This is a genomic window from Novosphingobium sp. 9U (genome assembly GCF_902506425.1).
In the GTDB taxonomy this organism is placed as follows: Bacteria; Pseudomonadota; Alphaproteobacteria; order Sphingomonadales; family Sphingomonadaceae; genus Novosphingobium.
This window is the reverse complement of sequence record NZ_LR732473.1, coordinates 1-13116: the sequence shown is the minus strand read 5'-3', so window position 1 is coordinate 13116 and position 13116 is coordinate 1. Positions and strand designations below refer to the sequence as shown.

Annotated in this window: 10 protein-coding genes and 1 pseudogene; 5 read left to right on the top strand and 6 right to left on the bottom strand. The window is 60.4% G+C overall.

The genetic code is table 11. The annotated features are described in order from the left end of the window. Together GV044_RS13360 and GV044_RS13355 are read right to left on the bottom strand one after the other, a co-directional pair. Positions 1-1017, bottom strand: a 1017-nt coding sequence (locus GV044_RS13360) for an RNA polymerase sigma factor region1.1 domain-containing protein (RefSeq protein ID WP_305778432.1), incomplete at its 3' end; no start/stop codon positions are given. A 1322-nt stretch (positions 1018-2339) separates the two neighbouring features. Continuing rightward, positions 2340-3155: a formate/nitrite transporter family protein gene (locus GV044_RS13355; protein ID WP_159871589.1), complete on the bottom strand. Its 816-nt coding sequence runs from the start codon at positions 3153-3155 to the stop codon at positions 2340-2342. Between the two features lie 920 nt (positions 3156-4075). On the opposite strand from GV044_RS13355, the gene GV044_RS13350 reads away from it, so the two are divergent. From GV044_RS13350 to GV044_RS13345, 3 genes and pseudogenes are all read left to right on the top strand, one after another. Continuing rightward, the gene (locus tag GV044_RS13350; RefSeq protein ID WP_201299101.1) at positions 4076-4471 is read left to right on the top strand and encodes a hypothetical protein; all 396 of its coding nucleotides are present in this window, start codon (positions 4076-4078) and stop codon (positions 4469-4471) included. 31 nt (positions 4472-4502) lie between these two features. Beyond that, entirely contained in the window at positions 4503-4808 is a 306-nt protein-coding gene (locus GV044_RS21855) for a hypothetical protein (RefSeq protein ID WP_236554966.1), read from the top strand. Positions 4809-4823: 15 nt separating this feature from the next. Further along, a pseudogene (locus GV044_RS13345) lies at positions 4824-5534 on the top strand (PHB depolymerase family esterase); the annotation flags it as partial. 816 nt (positions 5535-6350) lie between these two features. On the opposite strand, the gene GV044_RS13340 reads toward GV044_RS13345, so the two are convergent. Together GV044_RS13340 and GV044_RS13335 are read right to left on the bottom strand one after the other, a co-directional pair. Beyond that, positions 6351-7577, bottom strand: a complete 1227-nt coding sequence (locus tag GV044_RS13340; protein WP_236554965.1) for a hypothetical protein — start codon at positions 7575-7577, stop codon at positions 6351-6353. Continuing rightward, entirely contained in the window at positions 7535-8308 is a 774-nt protein-coding gene (locus GV044_RS13335) for a winged helix-turn-helix domain-containing protein (protein ID WP_159871580.1), read from the bottom strand. Before GV044_RS13335 ends, GV044_RS13340 begins: the two co-directional genes overlap by 43 nt. Before the next feature lie 269 nt (positions 8309-8577). Between GV044_RS13335 and GV044_RS13330 the strand changes: the two genes are divergently transcribed. Further along, positions 8578-9084 carry an energy transducer TonB gene (locus GV044_RS13330; protein ID WP_159871577.1) on the top strand — a complete coding sequence of 169 codons (507 nt, stop codon included), beginning with the start codon at positions 8578-8580 and terminating at the stop codon, positions 9082-9084. A gap of 1107 nt (positions 9085-10191) precedes the next feature. On the opposite strand, the gene GV044_RS13325 is transcribed toward GV044_RS13330, so the two are convergent. Then, positions 10192-12198, bottom strand: a complete 2007-nt coding sequence (locus GV044_RS13325; protein ID WP_159871574.1) for a PAS domain-containing sensor histidine kinase — start codon at positions 12196-12198, stop codon at positions 10192-10194. 105 nt (positions 12199-12303) lie between these two features. Beyond that, positions 12304-12492 (bottom strand): DUF3606 domain-containing protein, encoded by a 189-nt coding sequence (locus GV044_RS13320; RefSeq protein WP_159871571.1) that lies wholly within the window; start codon positions 12490-12492, stop codon positions 12304-12306. 311 nt (positions 12493-12803) lie between these two features. On the opposite strand from GV044_RS13320, the gene GV044_RS13315 reads away from it, so the two are divergent. Continuing rightward, positions 12804-13116: transposase (locus GV044_RS13315; RefSeq protein ID WP_159871568.1), on the top strand; the 313-nt coding region annotated here is incomplete at its 3' end.

Below are 13116 nucleotides of genomic sequence, written 5' to 3'. Positions count from 1 at the left end.
GGTCAAGCGCCGGTTGAACGCGTAGAGATTGTCAATCAGGTACTCGATCTTGGTTGCGTGGAACCTTACCGACTCGACCAGCGCGGTCAGCTCCTCACGCAGCTCATGGTACTGCTGCTCCTTGGCTACCGGGAAGTCGATGCCGAGCGCCAGCGCGTCGAGACGCTCGCGTTGAAGCTTCTCGAACGTGCGGAACACCTCGGTAATCTCAGCGAACTTTGCGAGAGCATCGTCCTTGAGCGCGGCTTCGAGCTGCGCAAGGTTGAGGGTGTTATCTTCCTCCTCTTCCCCTGCCTTCTTGGCACCGCCTTCAGCGTCTCCCTCATCGTCGCCTCCCAAGCGCTCCGGCTCAATGTCCTCGTCCTCATCTTCCTTGTAGGCGGGGCCGGCAGCCGCCTCGGTGATCTGCGCCTCACCCTCGGCGGACATCGACTCGCTCGTCGGCTCTGTGGCGTACATCGCATCTAGATCAAGGATCTCGCGCAGCTGCATCTCGCCGCTATTAAGCGCCTCGGACCACTGGATGATCGCGTGAAAGGTCATCGGGCTTTCACATAGCCCGAGGATCATCATGTCCCTGCCGGCTTCAATCCGCTTTGCAACAGCGGCCTCGCCCTCACGGCTGAGCATTTCAACCGCGCCCATTTCACGAAGGTACATGCGTACAGGGTCGTCGGTACGGCCCAGATTGTCGGCAGCTCCGTTGCTCGGAGTTCTTTGCCCGGTCCTACCGTCACCTTCCGCGTCGTCGTTTTCGGGATCCGCGTCAGCTTGCGCTTCAGCGTCAGCACTCTCACCCTCTTCATTCTCGACGATCTTGACGCCCATTTCCGAGAGGGCGCCCATGATCTGTTCGATCTGGTCTGTTGAGACCTCGTCCGCTGGAAGCGCCGCCTCCACATCTTCTATCGTGACGAAGCCACGGCGCTTGGCGCGAGCAATGAACTGCTCAATCCCGCTCTCGTTGTCGTCGATGAGCGGCACATCCGAAGTCGCTCGCAGGTCACTGTTGCTCAATGGGTCCGCCGTTAGCTCATGTGGACCGGCCAGGATGTCGGTACCAATCAAGGAGGTATATCTGTTCGGCCCCTTGCCCTCGCAAGGCTCTGAGGGCCAGCGTTCTTTGGCCATCGCCGCGCTGGTGCTTCAAGCATCAGATTGGTAACGCTCTGAGTGCCGGGACGGAGGAAGAGCACCGACACTTATATTGCAGGAGTTCCATTTCCTCGCGAGAGAAGCGGTCAACGTGAAAGCCGCGTCGCCAACCGCACAAGACCGGTTCGATTTCTCGTCTCGGTTTTGGCGGAGACGCTGGCAAGCTGGGGGCGAACAGTCGCGTACGTAATGCCGTGGCGGTCCGCTGCCGCGTTAGGCGAAGCATTTTTTCGACAAGTGTTTGGAGCAGCCGTGCTTTGGCAAGCGTGAGCCCCACAAGCGCATCGACGTGGCAGTCATGTCAACAAGCAGAGCGTCACGATCAATGATGCGGATCATAATGTCGCGCGAGTATGAGGCGAACCCAGCCCGGACGGGCGCGGCACCGACAGTGACAAGCAACGGCTTCAAGCCTCTGGAGCGCGGAAGCACCATCGCTTCATCATCACTTCGCCCCCCCCCATGGGACGCGCCGGACTGCCTCTCCCCAGACCGGCCGCAGGCGAGATTCGCTCGGAAGTAGCTCGCCGAAAGGAGCACGATCCCTGCACCTGCGCTCACGAACGCCTCTGCTGCTGATCACATCGTGGTCACCCGCCTGGCGCAGTTCATCATGGCAATCGCTTCGTTCTCCGCGGTCAAATACGTAGCGAGTGGCAAGCCACCACGCTGGCGCCATGGGTCGAAGGAGCAAGTCGAATTTGTGTCGCTCACCGGTTTCATGAGGCTCTTCGACGGCGGATGGATGGAGAGAGGCGCCGAAGATGGCTCCAGCTCTTGCTTCGAAGTCACCTGCTCAGTGCGAATTGGCATCACAGACCGCTACAACTCCAGCGGAGCGACACAACGCATTTTAGCTTCGTCAAGAGACCAGGAAGCGCGCGTCTAGAGGCGCTGAGGCGATACTCACAGGCTGCCCCTCATGCAGCTTTGCCCGATCATTTCTTTGGGCACCCGGCACGGCTGACTCGGCTTAAACGAGTAATGGTAGCGGCGGTCAAACGACGGCATGGATGTGCGATATTCGTGGTGTTGAACACTACTTGAGGCGGCGACTGCCTGGGGATCACCACTATTGGCGTGTTCACCTGACTGACCCTTGGCCGAGATCTGTTGGGCAAATCGGTTAAAAGCAATCCCCAGACCCACTTTGCCGCTCTTCGATAAGATTTGAGGAAGGCCCTTTAGATTTCGCTTCGCACTTGCGCGTGGGCGAGCACAGCAAAGAGGCCTGTTCCACCAATCACGTTGCCCGCGAGGGCCGGAAGCAGAAAGCCAGCGAGCACCCATCCTAAATCTACCTTACCTGTCCACAACAGCAGCCAAGCCTCAGTCGACCCGGCGATCACGTGAGCAAAGCCACACAGGCCGATCGCCAGCGTAAGCGCAAGAACGATCCAAAAGCCCATGTGGTCCTCGGCCGCGCGAACCCAGGCCAGCGCGGCCATCAGAAAGCCTGCCGGGATAGCTTGAAGCAGTGTCTGGCCGGCGTCTCGCTCGAGCAGCTTGGCCGAGACGTCGACCATGCCCGCCAGCACCTCGGGAGATTGGACGTGCCCGAATGCGGCCAGCGCGGAGACGCAGGCGGCGCCGGTTATGTTGCCCACGAAGACCAAGATCCAGAGCTGCGCGACCCGCACGAAGTTGCGCGTTGTCGCCTCACGCGCGAGTGGCAGGATGGTGACTACCGTCTGCTCGGTGAACAGCTGCATGCGCCCCAATACAACCACCAGGAAGCCAATCGGGTAGCCGAAGGCTACGACTAACTCGCGCCAGGGCGCATCGGGCAAGTAGTGATGTAAGGCGCCGCTGACAGAAAGCGAGGCCATGATTGCGATGCCCGCGGCGACCGCGGACCAAAACAGCGAGTCGAGCGGCCGCTCCATCTCTTCGGCGCCCTGCTTCGAGACCACCGCATGAACCACCTTCGCCGCCGGGGCGCTGTTCTCCTCGACCTCGCGCTGCTCGCTCTGATCCAGATTTGTGGTGTGATCGGCCACGCTCGTCTCCTAGTCCCCGAACACAACGCTGCCTGCGATCGCGTTGCTCCCGTGCCATCCGGACAATTTTCCCGTCTTGGGCTACTGACCGGCCGTGCTGTGACCGGCGTTACACCGCCCTGGGCTCCCAGCGGTACGCGGCGTCTGTCCTGAGGATCGGAACCCGCCAATTTTCTCGATGGCGAAGGTAACGGACCTCGCCAGCCCAAAAGCCACTAAGATCATGGTTGAGAGGCATGTTAGTGTGGCACGACCGCCTGACGCAGGAGCGGCTGTTCAACGCGGGATTGGGTAATTGCCGGCTTGTCCGAAATACATGGCAAGCGTTCGGCGAGCGCTGACCAGTTGCGGGCGCTTAGGACCCCATGTCGGCTCCCCAACTTCGCTGATTGTTCAGGTTCGGCCCGAGGCTGCCGTCAACATAACCGGCCGCTCGCACGTTCCAAAGAGCGGTTGCAGTTGAACTTGCAGGCCTAGCTGGCGGACCACTTTGGCTCGCGCGAGAAAAGGAAGGGCCGATCCGAAGACCAGCCCTGATAAAGTTTGGGAGAGGATGCCTGAAAGGCTTATCGTCTATGCTGGCGTAAACGTAATGCTGCAAGTGCGAAGAGCGCGACACTAGGTTTCGGTTTTTGCAACGCCATATAGCTGCACGGCTATCTGATTGCCTGAACCCGCGAACGCGCGATACACAAGCCCAGATAGAGCTCTGCCGCTGCCTCTACGTGTCCGCATCTAAGCGTCCTAAGTGACCACCCGCTCTGACCTCTGATCCAAGTCATGGCTTGTGTCGGATCCGTTCGGCATGAACACGCCTCTTCAAGCAAGCACTTCGGGCGTGGTGCGCTCTGCCGCTGACACCCACTTGCAGTTTGTCTCGGGAGTTCCATATACCATCCAGGTGGATGGTAAATGGTGCTATGGCTGGGCAACTCGACAGTGAGAAGATCACGATCAATCTTGGCTTCGTCGATCTGGGCCACGTGGACCTGCTAGTTCGCGAGGGCTTCTATCGAAACCGGACAGACTTCATCCGCACCGCCATCCGCAACCAGCTCGAGCGGCATAGCGAGGAGGCTCGCCAGTTCGCAAAGCGTCGCCAGCTTCAACTGGGCTTACGTCATCTGTCGGCGAGCGACTTGGAAGCGGCGCTGAAGGCGGGAGAGACGCTCGACATCCGAGTGCTGGGGCTCGTAACGATTGCATCCGACGTCACGCCCGAGCTCGCCCGATCTGCCATCGCACAGATTAACGTACTGGGGGCGCTCCACGCTCCTCCGGCAGTTAAGGCGGCGCTGGCTGACCGTATCACGTGACCGGAGAACGCCGTTGAACCTTCAAAGCAAGATGGCCGAAGCGCTGCGGCGGACCCGCAACGGAGACCTTGCCGGCGCAACCGCCCTGCTGCTGCGCCCCGATAGGGGCAAGGGCACGAACTTCGTGCCGGCAGCGGCCGATCGCATCATCGACCTTGAGGCAGAGTCCGTAACAGCGAAATGCGAGCCGCACGTTTCCCCGACAAGCGGCCGGTTCGAAGCACGACGACACCTGGGGCAAGCCGGCTCCATCGATTACATGTTGTACCGGCCGGCTTCCGCAACTCCGGGCATGCCGCTTGTGATTATGCTGCACGGCTGCACCCAAACGCCTTAGGACTTCGCGCGGGGCACCGGCATGAACCGGCTTGCGGACGAATTGGGCTTCATCGTGGCCTATCCGCGCCAGACGCAGGCTGCCAACCAGCAGCGTTGCTGGAACTGGTTTCGGCCCGGCGACCAGACGCGCGGTCAGGGGGAGCCAGCGCTGATCGCGGGCGTCGCACACGAAGTGATCGCCACGGAGCGCGCTGACGCCGGCCGCGTCTATGTGGCCGGTCTCTCAGCAGGAGGTGCCGCAGCGACAATCATGGCCAGCGCCTACCCCGACCTGTTCGCTGCGATCGGCGTCCACTCAGGCCTCGCATGCGGGGCAGCGCGAAACTTGCCGGAGGCACTCACGGCGATGAAGAAGGGCAGCCGCCGTCGGCAAGGACCGCCCTCTGCCAGCTTCGTGCCCCTGATCACCTTTCATGGCGACCGCGACGGCATCGTGAACGAAGCGAACGCAGGCGAGATCGTCGAGATAGCCACAGCTGCGACCGGCGTTCCCCTTACGGTCCATACGGAGGCGGGCACTGCCGGAGGAAGGCGTTACCGCCGTACGCTGAGCCGCGACAGTGCCGGACGCCTGCTGATTGAGCAGTGGACCATAAACGGTGCGGGCCATGCATGGTCGGGCGGCGATCCCGCGGGCTCCCACGTAGATGCCAGAGGGCCGGATGCCTCACGGGCTATGCTGCGCTTTTTCCTCGCACACGAGAATACTGCAGCCCGCTCCTGAGCACGGCGCAGCTTCAACGCGTTCCCCCGAAACAGGGTTTAGCTTTAATGTGCCCTGGTGTGAGAATTTTGTCATCCCAGTTTGGTTCCAGTCTCGGTCGCTCGGCGGCACTCGCCGGCTCCCCAGTAGCTACCGTCCGTTGATCCGGTTTGATGGCCGCTTGCAGACACCTGTGTGCAACCAAATAGAACGTGAGGTCCGAATCACAGAAAACCGGCGGACAAGCGCGGCTCAGCTCACTTGCAAGCAACACAGGGCCCGCGTGTTCAGGCTGGTGTCACATGCTCTAGGTTAATGCGCCTGCGTAAACGATCATAGGTCGGTGCGCATGCCTCAGTGTTCGGGATCTACTGATGCCTCAGCCTTGCTGGGAGTAATGGCCAACGAGATAGCTGGCCTTGAACACCTTGCTGCGACTACCGCGGACTGGCAGACCTCGCGCAACCTGGGACGGCTTGCCGAAGCCGCACGGGACCTTCTAGACCACTTTATGCAGCTACCTGGCTTGCTGGATGGAATAGAACCCTGGCGCCCCGAGAACTCTAGATAATCGGTCCTGAACGTACCGTAATCCACTCGGCATCGATTGCATCATTCGGTTCTCTTGCGGATAGCGTCGGCCTGTTTGTCGTGAGCGTCGCCGAGCAACCGCGGATTGTGTCGAGCAGGCGTTGCTGCCAATTCCCGAGTTTGGGCAACTAGTTGATTGGGATCTTCTTTCCGCTGGTTCTGCCATAAGCGCCGGCAAGGAAGGATGTTCAAAGACCAGCGATAACGATGAACTTGGACCACTTTTTGTTCAGAGCAACGAGAAGCTCAGACCATCGAGCAGAAGACTGGTTTACTTTTTTCGAAGCACACGTCCGGCTTTGTTCGTGACGCTTTCCAGTAGGTCACCAGGCCGAGTTGTCGGGCGACAGTCGAAAAGGTTGGTTCATGAAGGACGCCGCGCATGCTGCGCCGCCAGAAGAGCCATGGCCGCTCACCTGCAGCTTGCAATGCTTCCTTAGGCGCACCCAGCGCCCCTAACATCCGCACAACACTGCTGCTTCGTTCGCGTTCGGGGAGCCCGACGAGCATTGCGACAGCCTTCTCCCGCGCGTGCGGCTCTCCTGACACCAGAGCCTCGTAAGCGAACAGCATTGCATCTCGGCTCGGTTTGGACACCTGCAGGTCCGGACTATCAAGCGCAATCATGGCTGAGGCGTACTCGCCAGTTTCCATTCCCTCGCTCACCGCAAGCCATTGTTCAAAATGGGGATCCTTGCTGAGATCAATGGCTGCTTGGAAGCTTGGCTTGGCCTGGTCGTCTTGACCCGTGGCTACAAGGGCGTTCGCCAATGCGAGTTGCGAGTCCGGCCAAAGCGCCAGCATGTCCGTGGCGGCACGAAACTGGGCAACTGCTGCAGCCAGTCGGCCCACGCTTTGCAGCTTCAAACCGTAGCCGTAATGCTCGCAACCGCAATCGAGCGGCTTGACCGCGATGGCGCTTCTAAACAAGGCCTCCTGCCCCAGCCAATCTCGCGAGTCGATCAGATACGCCTTGTGCGCCAAGGCCTCGCCATTTCTGGGGTCCAGCGCCAGAGCCTTGTCTTCCGCCTGGCGTCCTGCCTTCCGGAGCGCTTCGGCTCGGCGGCTGTCACCTTCATCGTGCAAGGACTGAACATAGCCGTTACCAACGGCAGACCATCCCCACGAGAAATCCGGAACCGAAGCGACAACTCGGCGCGCAAAGTGCAAGGTCTTGCTTCCGCCATAGGACCAATACTCCTGGCAGTATCGCATGTAGTTGCTGAGTGCTTCGTCCGGCAGCGCTTCCCGGTAGGTTGCAGCGCCGGAGAGACCGCAGCGTATTACGACGGCGACGTCGATCGCCACCTTGTGCGGAACCCTCGAAATTTGGCTCGCAGGGTAGTTGGCGCTGTCCGACCATAGAACCACACCCGAGCGATCGTTGGTCAACTGGCTGACCACGCGAATGGAGTTACTGTTCTTGTAGATTACTCCGCCCAGAGAATACGCCGGCGTGGCCGAGGGCAGCACCTTGCGAACAGTCGAAATGCCGATAACACCATCATCGTTGAAGGCGCCGCTACTTCAGCGTTCGTTGACTCCTGAATGGTCGCTGGCAGATCGGTGGACGAGAGCAGATATCCTGCCAGGCGCACTGTCATGCTATGTCCCGATCCCGGCTCATGGGGGAACCAAAGCCAGAGCCCGGCCGCCAATATCAACAGCGTTGAGATTGCGACCGTGATCCCTGGCGGTCGACGGAACAAGGATACAATCCTGCGAGCGTTGATCCGGCTCGCCGGTGCCGCTGATGCGGTCAGCGTAGCCGCTGCCGTTTCATCTTCGATCGGCGCTGCAGTAGGCAATCGAGCGAGCGATGCGGCATCCCGCGAAGCGTCAGCTTGCTTCTCGGCATCGCTGGCCGTGGGTTCTCCAATCAGGACGAGCCGGTACCCAACCTTGTTAATGGTCTCGACCCGAAACACGTCACCGCCAAGCTCCTGTGCAGTTCGGCGTAAACGGCTGATCACGCGGTTGATCGCATCATCACCCACGATGCGGCCATCCCAGCACGATTTGATAAGCTCATCGCGCGTGACAATCGCGCCAGCAGCATCTGCCAAGGCAATGAGCACCTGCATGACACGATGCTCGACCACTACTTGCCCGCCATCGCTTGCCGTAAGCTGACGATAGGCTGGTACGACGGCAACGCCACCCATCTCGAATTCGGGCTCCTTCGCGAGCTCAATTCGTCGCACGGCCAGCTCCCGACTCTCTCCCCCACGCGGCGATTAGCTTAGTCACCTGTATGTTCGCGGTCGAGATTACCGGCCAGCACATCAGCGTTTTTCGGTACGTATCGCATGACCGAAGCTACCGCTTGAGACAGCGCATGCCCTCAAGCTTGGAAAGATCGGCGAAACATCGGCAATCCGTCAGTTCCTCATCCTCTCCCATAACGCCGCATCGGCGCAAAGCGTGAACACGGCCAACGGGCCGCTCGCTCAGAGAACGGGAGATAGTCGAAATGAAGCGAAATCTTGAAGCCGCCGGCGCTGCGGCTTTCTTCATCTGTGCTTATGCCGCTCATGCCGAAGCACCTTTATCTGGTGCTGCTATGCAGACGTCCCCTTCGCTGGCGAACTGGTCAGCTCGGGTGATCACCGATCTCAACAAAGGCTTGCGAGTTCGGGATGATCTCGGATCACTGGGTCCCAGCCAAGGCATTGTCGCGGTCAAATTCAACTGCAGCGAGAGCGGCGCTCCAGCTGACGTGAAGCTTCTGAAGTCCTCTGGCAATCGCGAGTACGACTTCGCAACAATCCGGGCGGTAAGGCGCATCGCCTCCCTTCATCCATTGCCGCTCGGTCTCAGGCATGACCAGAAGTACGTCGTTCGCATGCTTTTCGCCAACTCCGAGAGTGGAGCTCGGCAGAAGATCGCCGAGATGCGGAGAGAGGCTGACCATAGCAATGCTTGGTATGCGAAGACCGGCACCAACACCGCAGCGCTTGAACTCGTACCCGCCAGCTAAGCTACGGTAAGTGCCTCGCAGCAGAACTTGCTCTAGAAGCAGGGAGGGTGGCCGCCGCCCTCCCCGCCGCAACTGCGAGGACCCACAAGCCGCCATTCTGCGGCGACGACGCGCTTCCCACAAGCTACCGTTTCATGCAGCTTTGCCGAGCAGATTGGAGGCGGCATGCAACGAGCACTGAACGGGAGAGATCGTGTGTTCTGGATGCCTGCAAGCCAGCGCGAGCGGCGACTGGCGCTACAGTAACTTGCCTATTACCCACAGTCCGACAGCAAAGAGCACAAGCGCCGACCAGGCGATTGAAGTCTTCTGCCACCCCCGCAGCTGCCGACGCGCCAACTTCCCCCGCCTCGCTCCACTTGGCGGGTTCGGCCGATAGCCCTTGAACTGTTGCTCGTTCTTCGGCGGACGCTGAAATTTGTGCACGCTACCCATGATCCGAATCTTAGCGAGCGAGCCAGCGGAAGTCGAATGGATAAGGGGGCAGAAGGACCGGCTGGTCACAAGCCGCTGCGCGGGATTGTAGGAGTGAGCCGCCGTGCTTTCATGACCGGCGCAGGCATGCTGCTCCCCGCGGTTTGGCCTTAACCCACAACTGTCATTCAGCAGCCCTCGGGTGCTTCCACAAGTTGCCACTCATTAATCGTTGCCGAACGTCGGCGTCTGAGCGCCGGGCTCGACAGCCGAAAAGGCGCAAGGGCGGTTGCCCGAACTGATGCACTGAGCGCTTCCAATCAGGGGCCGGAGCGTCGGTGCGAGCCGCCGTGATTGGGGCCGAGCAGTTCGAGGGCGATGCTGACAAATCGAGCGCCTCGAAGGCAAATTGCACAGGACTGGTCGAAAGCAGCCGCGTGACCTCGGCATCACCTGGGACGAACTTATCACCATCCGCCCTGCCGATAGCGCAAGCGTCGTTGTCGCCACGCACCGGATGCTTGGTGCCGTTCAACCTACAAGATTTCAGACGCTGTGCTGAGCGTTGGCCCACGTGGCCTTGGCGGACGATCTCGTACCAGCGGATCTAATCTGGGAGCAGGGAAACAATAGCAAGCAGCGACCTAGCCGCGTTAGGAGAATGATCTTACGACTGAACAGTTTTACTCGCGTTCACCGACCTAGCGCTTTGCTGATGGCGCTGGAAAGCGTGTCGACTGAGTATGGCTTGTGCAGCAACGGAAAGCCATGCGTGCCTTCGGCCGCTAGGATGTCGCTATACCCGCTGGCGAGCACGACCGGGATGTTCGGGTGGCCTTCGCGCAGGCGACGAGCGAGATCGATGCCGCTCATACCAGGCATCACCACATCCGAGAAGACCAGGTCAAAGCGGCCCGGTGCTTCGCAGATGAGATCGAGCGCGGCATGTGCGTTCGGTGCCCAACAGGTCTCATAGCCGAGGTCCTCCAGCAACTGTTCGGCGAACTGGCCCACAGTCTCGTTGTCCTCGACGAGGAGGATCGATCCGCGACCACCCTGCCGTTGCTCGATCAGCCCAACCGGCTCCGGGTGGTGTCGTTGCACTCCGGTCACGCGCGGCAGATAAAATGTGAACGTGGTCCCTTCGCCAAGGACACTGGCAAGCGTCACGTCCCCGCCCGACTGCTTGGCAAAACCGATGACCTGGCTCAGTCCAAGCCCCGTGCCCTTCCCGACGTCCTTGGTTGTGAAGAACGGCTCGAAGATACGGTCGCGCTGGTCGGCGGGGATGCCTGTCCCCGAGTCCGTGACCGAGATTGCGGTATAGCGGCCCGAGTTCGCCAGGTGGCCGCGTCGCGCCGGAAGACTCTCGACCTGCTCCACACGCAAGGTGAGCGCCCCCTCTCCGTTCATGGCATCGCGCGCATTGATAACGAGGTTGAGTACCGCAGTGTCGAACTGATTAGGGTCGGCCTGGATCAGACAGGCGTTACCGTCCGTCTCGACGGTGAGAGCGACACGCGCACCGAGTGTGCTGGTGAGCATCGATGCCATCTCTTTCAGTCGCGCAGCCGGATCGAACTTCTCCGGCTGCAGCGGCTGCCGACGAGCAAAGGCGAGAAGCTGGCGTGTCACACCTGCTGCACGGTCTACTGTCTCGGATATCGCGTCCATGTACCGCGCGCGGCGCTCATCCGAGAGATCCGCGCGGCGCAATAGATCGATTGAGGAGCGAATGACTGTGAGCAGATTGTTGAAGTCGTGCGCGACGCCGCCTGTGAGTTGACCCACTGCCTCCATTTTCTGCGCCTGGCGCAGTGCGTCCTCCGTCCGCTGGCGCTCGGCCACTTCGATGCGCAAAGTCTCGATTGCAGTTGCCAAGTCGGCGTCGCTTTGCGTGGCTCGATGCTCGAGCGTGCGATTGAGATCTTCCAGCGCCGCACGCGCGCGTGCTTCGTTCTCAACGTCGAGGCACGTGCCAAGCCAGCGCAGTATGCGACCCTCGGAGTCGCGTTCTGGCACCGCACGGCAGGCAAAGCTGCGATAGACATGGTCGTGGCGGCGAAACCGGTAGCTTGCTTCGTAGATCTTGCCCGTTTGCACAGCTCTTGACCAATTATCGGTCGCACGCTCCCGGTCGTCTGGATGAAGCGAAAGGTACCAACCATCGCCGGTCAGTTCGGCAGCAGACCGCCCGGTGTAGACCTGATACTGCTCATTCGTCTCGACGTTGCTGCCATCGGCATCAGTTACGAAAACAAAGCCCGGCAACGCAGCCGTCATGGCGCTGAAGCGGCGATCGGCTTCGCGCTCGACAGTCCGATCGCGCATGATCTTTACAAAGCCGTGCGGTTCCGCGCCTTCCCCATCGCGCAGTGGCATCAGCAGACCCGAGGCCCAGAAGCGGGATCCGTCGGCGCGGATGTGCCACCGTTCGTTGACTGAGCGGCCCTCTTTGAGGGCGCGTGCCATCTCATTGTCGGGAACGCCTGCTGTCCGATCCTCAGGGGTGAAGATGCTACGCGAGTCCATGCCCAGAGCATCTTGCGCAGGTCGCACGATCAGCTTCTCAGCGCCCGGGTTCCAACTTGTCACCAGGCCGTTGCGGTCGGTCGTATAGATCGCGAAGTCGGTAGAGGATTCAACGATCAGGCGCGCGAGAGCGGGATCGATCGAACCATTTGGCTCTGGTGGGCTCATGCAGGCGAAACCTTGCCCTGCCAAAGCTGCAGAGGTCCGCTCTTCCACGTCGCGATGGTCGAAGCGGCGAACTCCTGCACGACTCCACGCTCCAATGGTTGTTTGTCAGGCCGTCTTCAGTCGGGCAGCTGCCTGGTCCAATTTCTCTCGATCGTTTCCGATCTCTTCGATGAGAGCCAGCGCTTGCTCGTGCTCAATGCCGTGCTTGCGAGCGAAGTAAGCGACCTCGTATTCCTCGCCCGCGGCGACTTTGCGACGATCTTCGTTACCACGCTTTGATGTGTCGTCAGCCATTCTCAAGTCAATCCGCTTGTTGTCCGCACCATGATGAATCCGCAACTCTGACGGCAGTTCCCAAGGCTGACGTTTTGCTGCTCAGGTGACCTTGACCGCAACGGTGCCATCGTAATCCGACCAACGCCAAAGATAGAATCAGACGTTGTACGTCGAGCCAGGGGCAATGCGGGGCTTCAAACGTTTGCTATGGGACCGCCTCTCCTACGATCATCGTGGGGTAGGTGCCCCCATTGCTGATGGCGTGGACGCCTCCCGAGGACATCGCTGTGCCATGGTGGAGGTGTTCATCACCACTAAGGCAGGCGTTCGTGTCGAATGTTACCACAATCGGTCCGGATAACGCCAAGAGTGTTTTTCACGTGCAGGCGGCTGACGAGCGCGGTGCGATGCTGTTCAGCAGGAAGCTGACCCGGGGCAAGCTCCTCGACTTCTTCGCCGGACAGCCTCGATGCATGATTACGCTGGAGGCGTGCGGCGGGGCGCATCACTGGGCGCGCCAGCTGCTGGAGATGGGCTATACCGTACGGCTAATCCCGCCCGCTTACGTGAAGCCGTTTGTGAAGCGGCACAAGAACGACGCGATCGATGCTGAAGCGATCTGCGAGGCGGCGCAGCGTCCTG

Excerpts from the sequence above, each read along its gene's own strand:
- GV044_RS13325 (WP_159871574.1), bottom strand. The coding sequence starts at position 12,198 with ATGAGCCCACCAGAGCCAAATGGTTCGATCGATCCCGCTCTCGCGCGC.
- GV044_RS13330 (WP_159871577.1), top strand. The coding sequence starts at position 8,578 with ATGAAGCGAAATCTTGAAGCCGCCGGCGCTGCGGCTTTCTTCATCTGT.
- GV044_RS13350 (WP_201299101.1), top strand. The coding sequence starts at position 4,076 with ATGGCTGGGCAACTCGACAGTGAGAAGATCACGATCAATCTTGGCTTC.
- GV044_RS13320 (WP_159871571.1), bottom strand. The coding sequence starts at position 12,492 with ATGGCTGACGACACATCAAAGCGTGGTAACGAAGATCGTCGCAAAGTC.
- GV044_RS21855 (WP_236554966.1), top strand. The coding sequence starts at position 4,503 with ATGGCCGAAGCGCTGCGGCGGACCCGCAACGGAGACCTTGCCGGCGCA.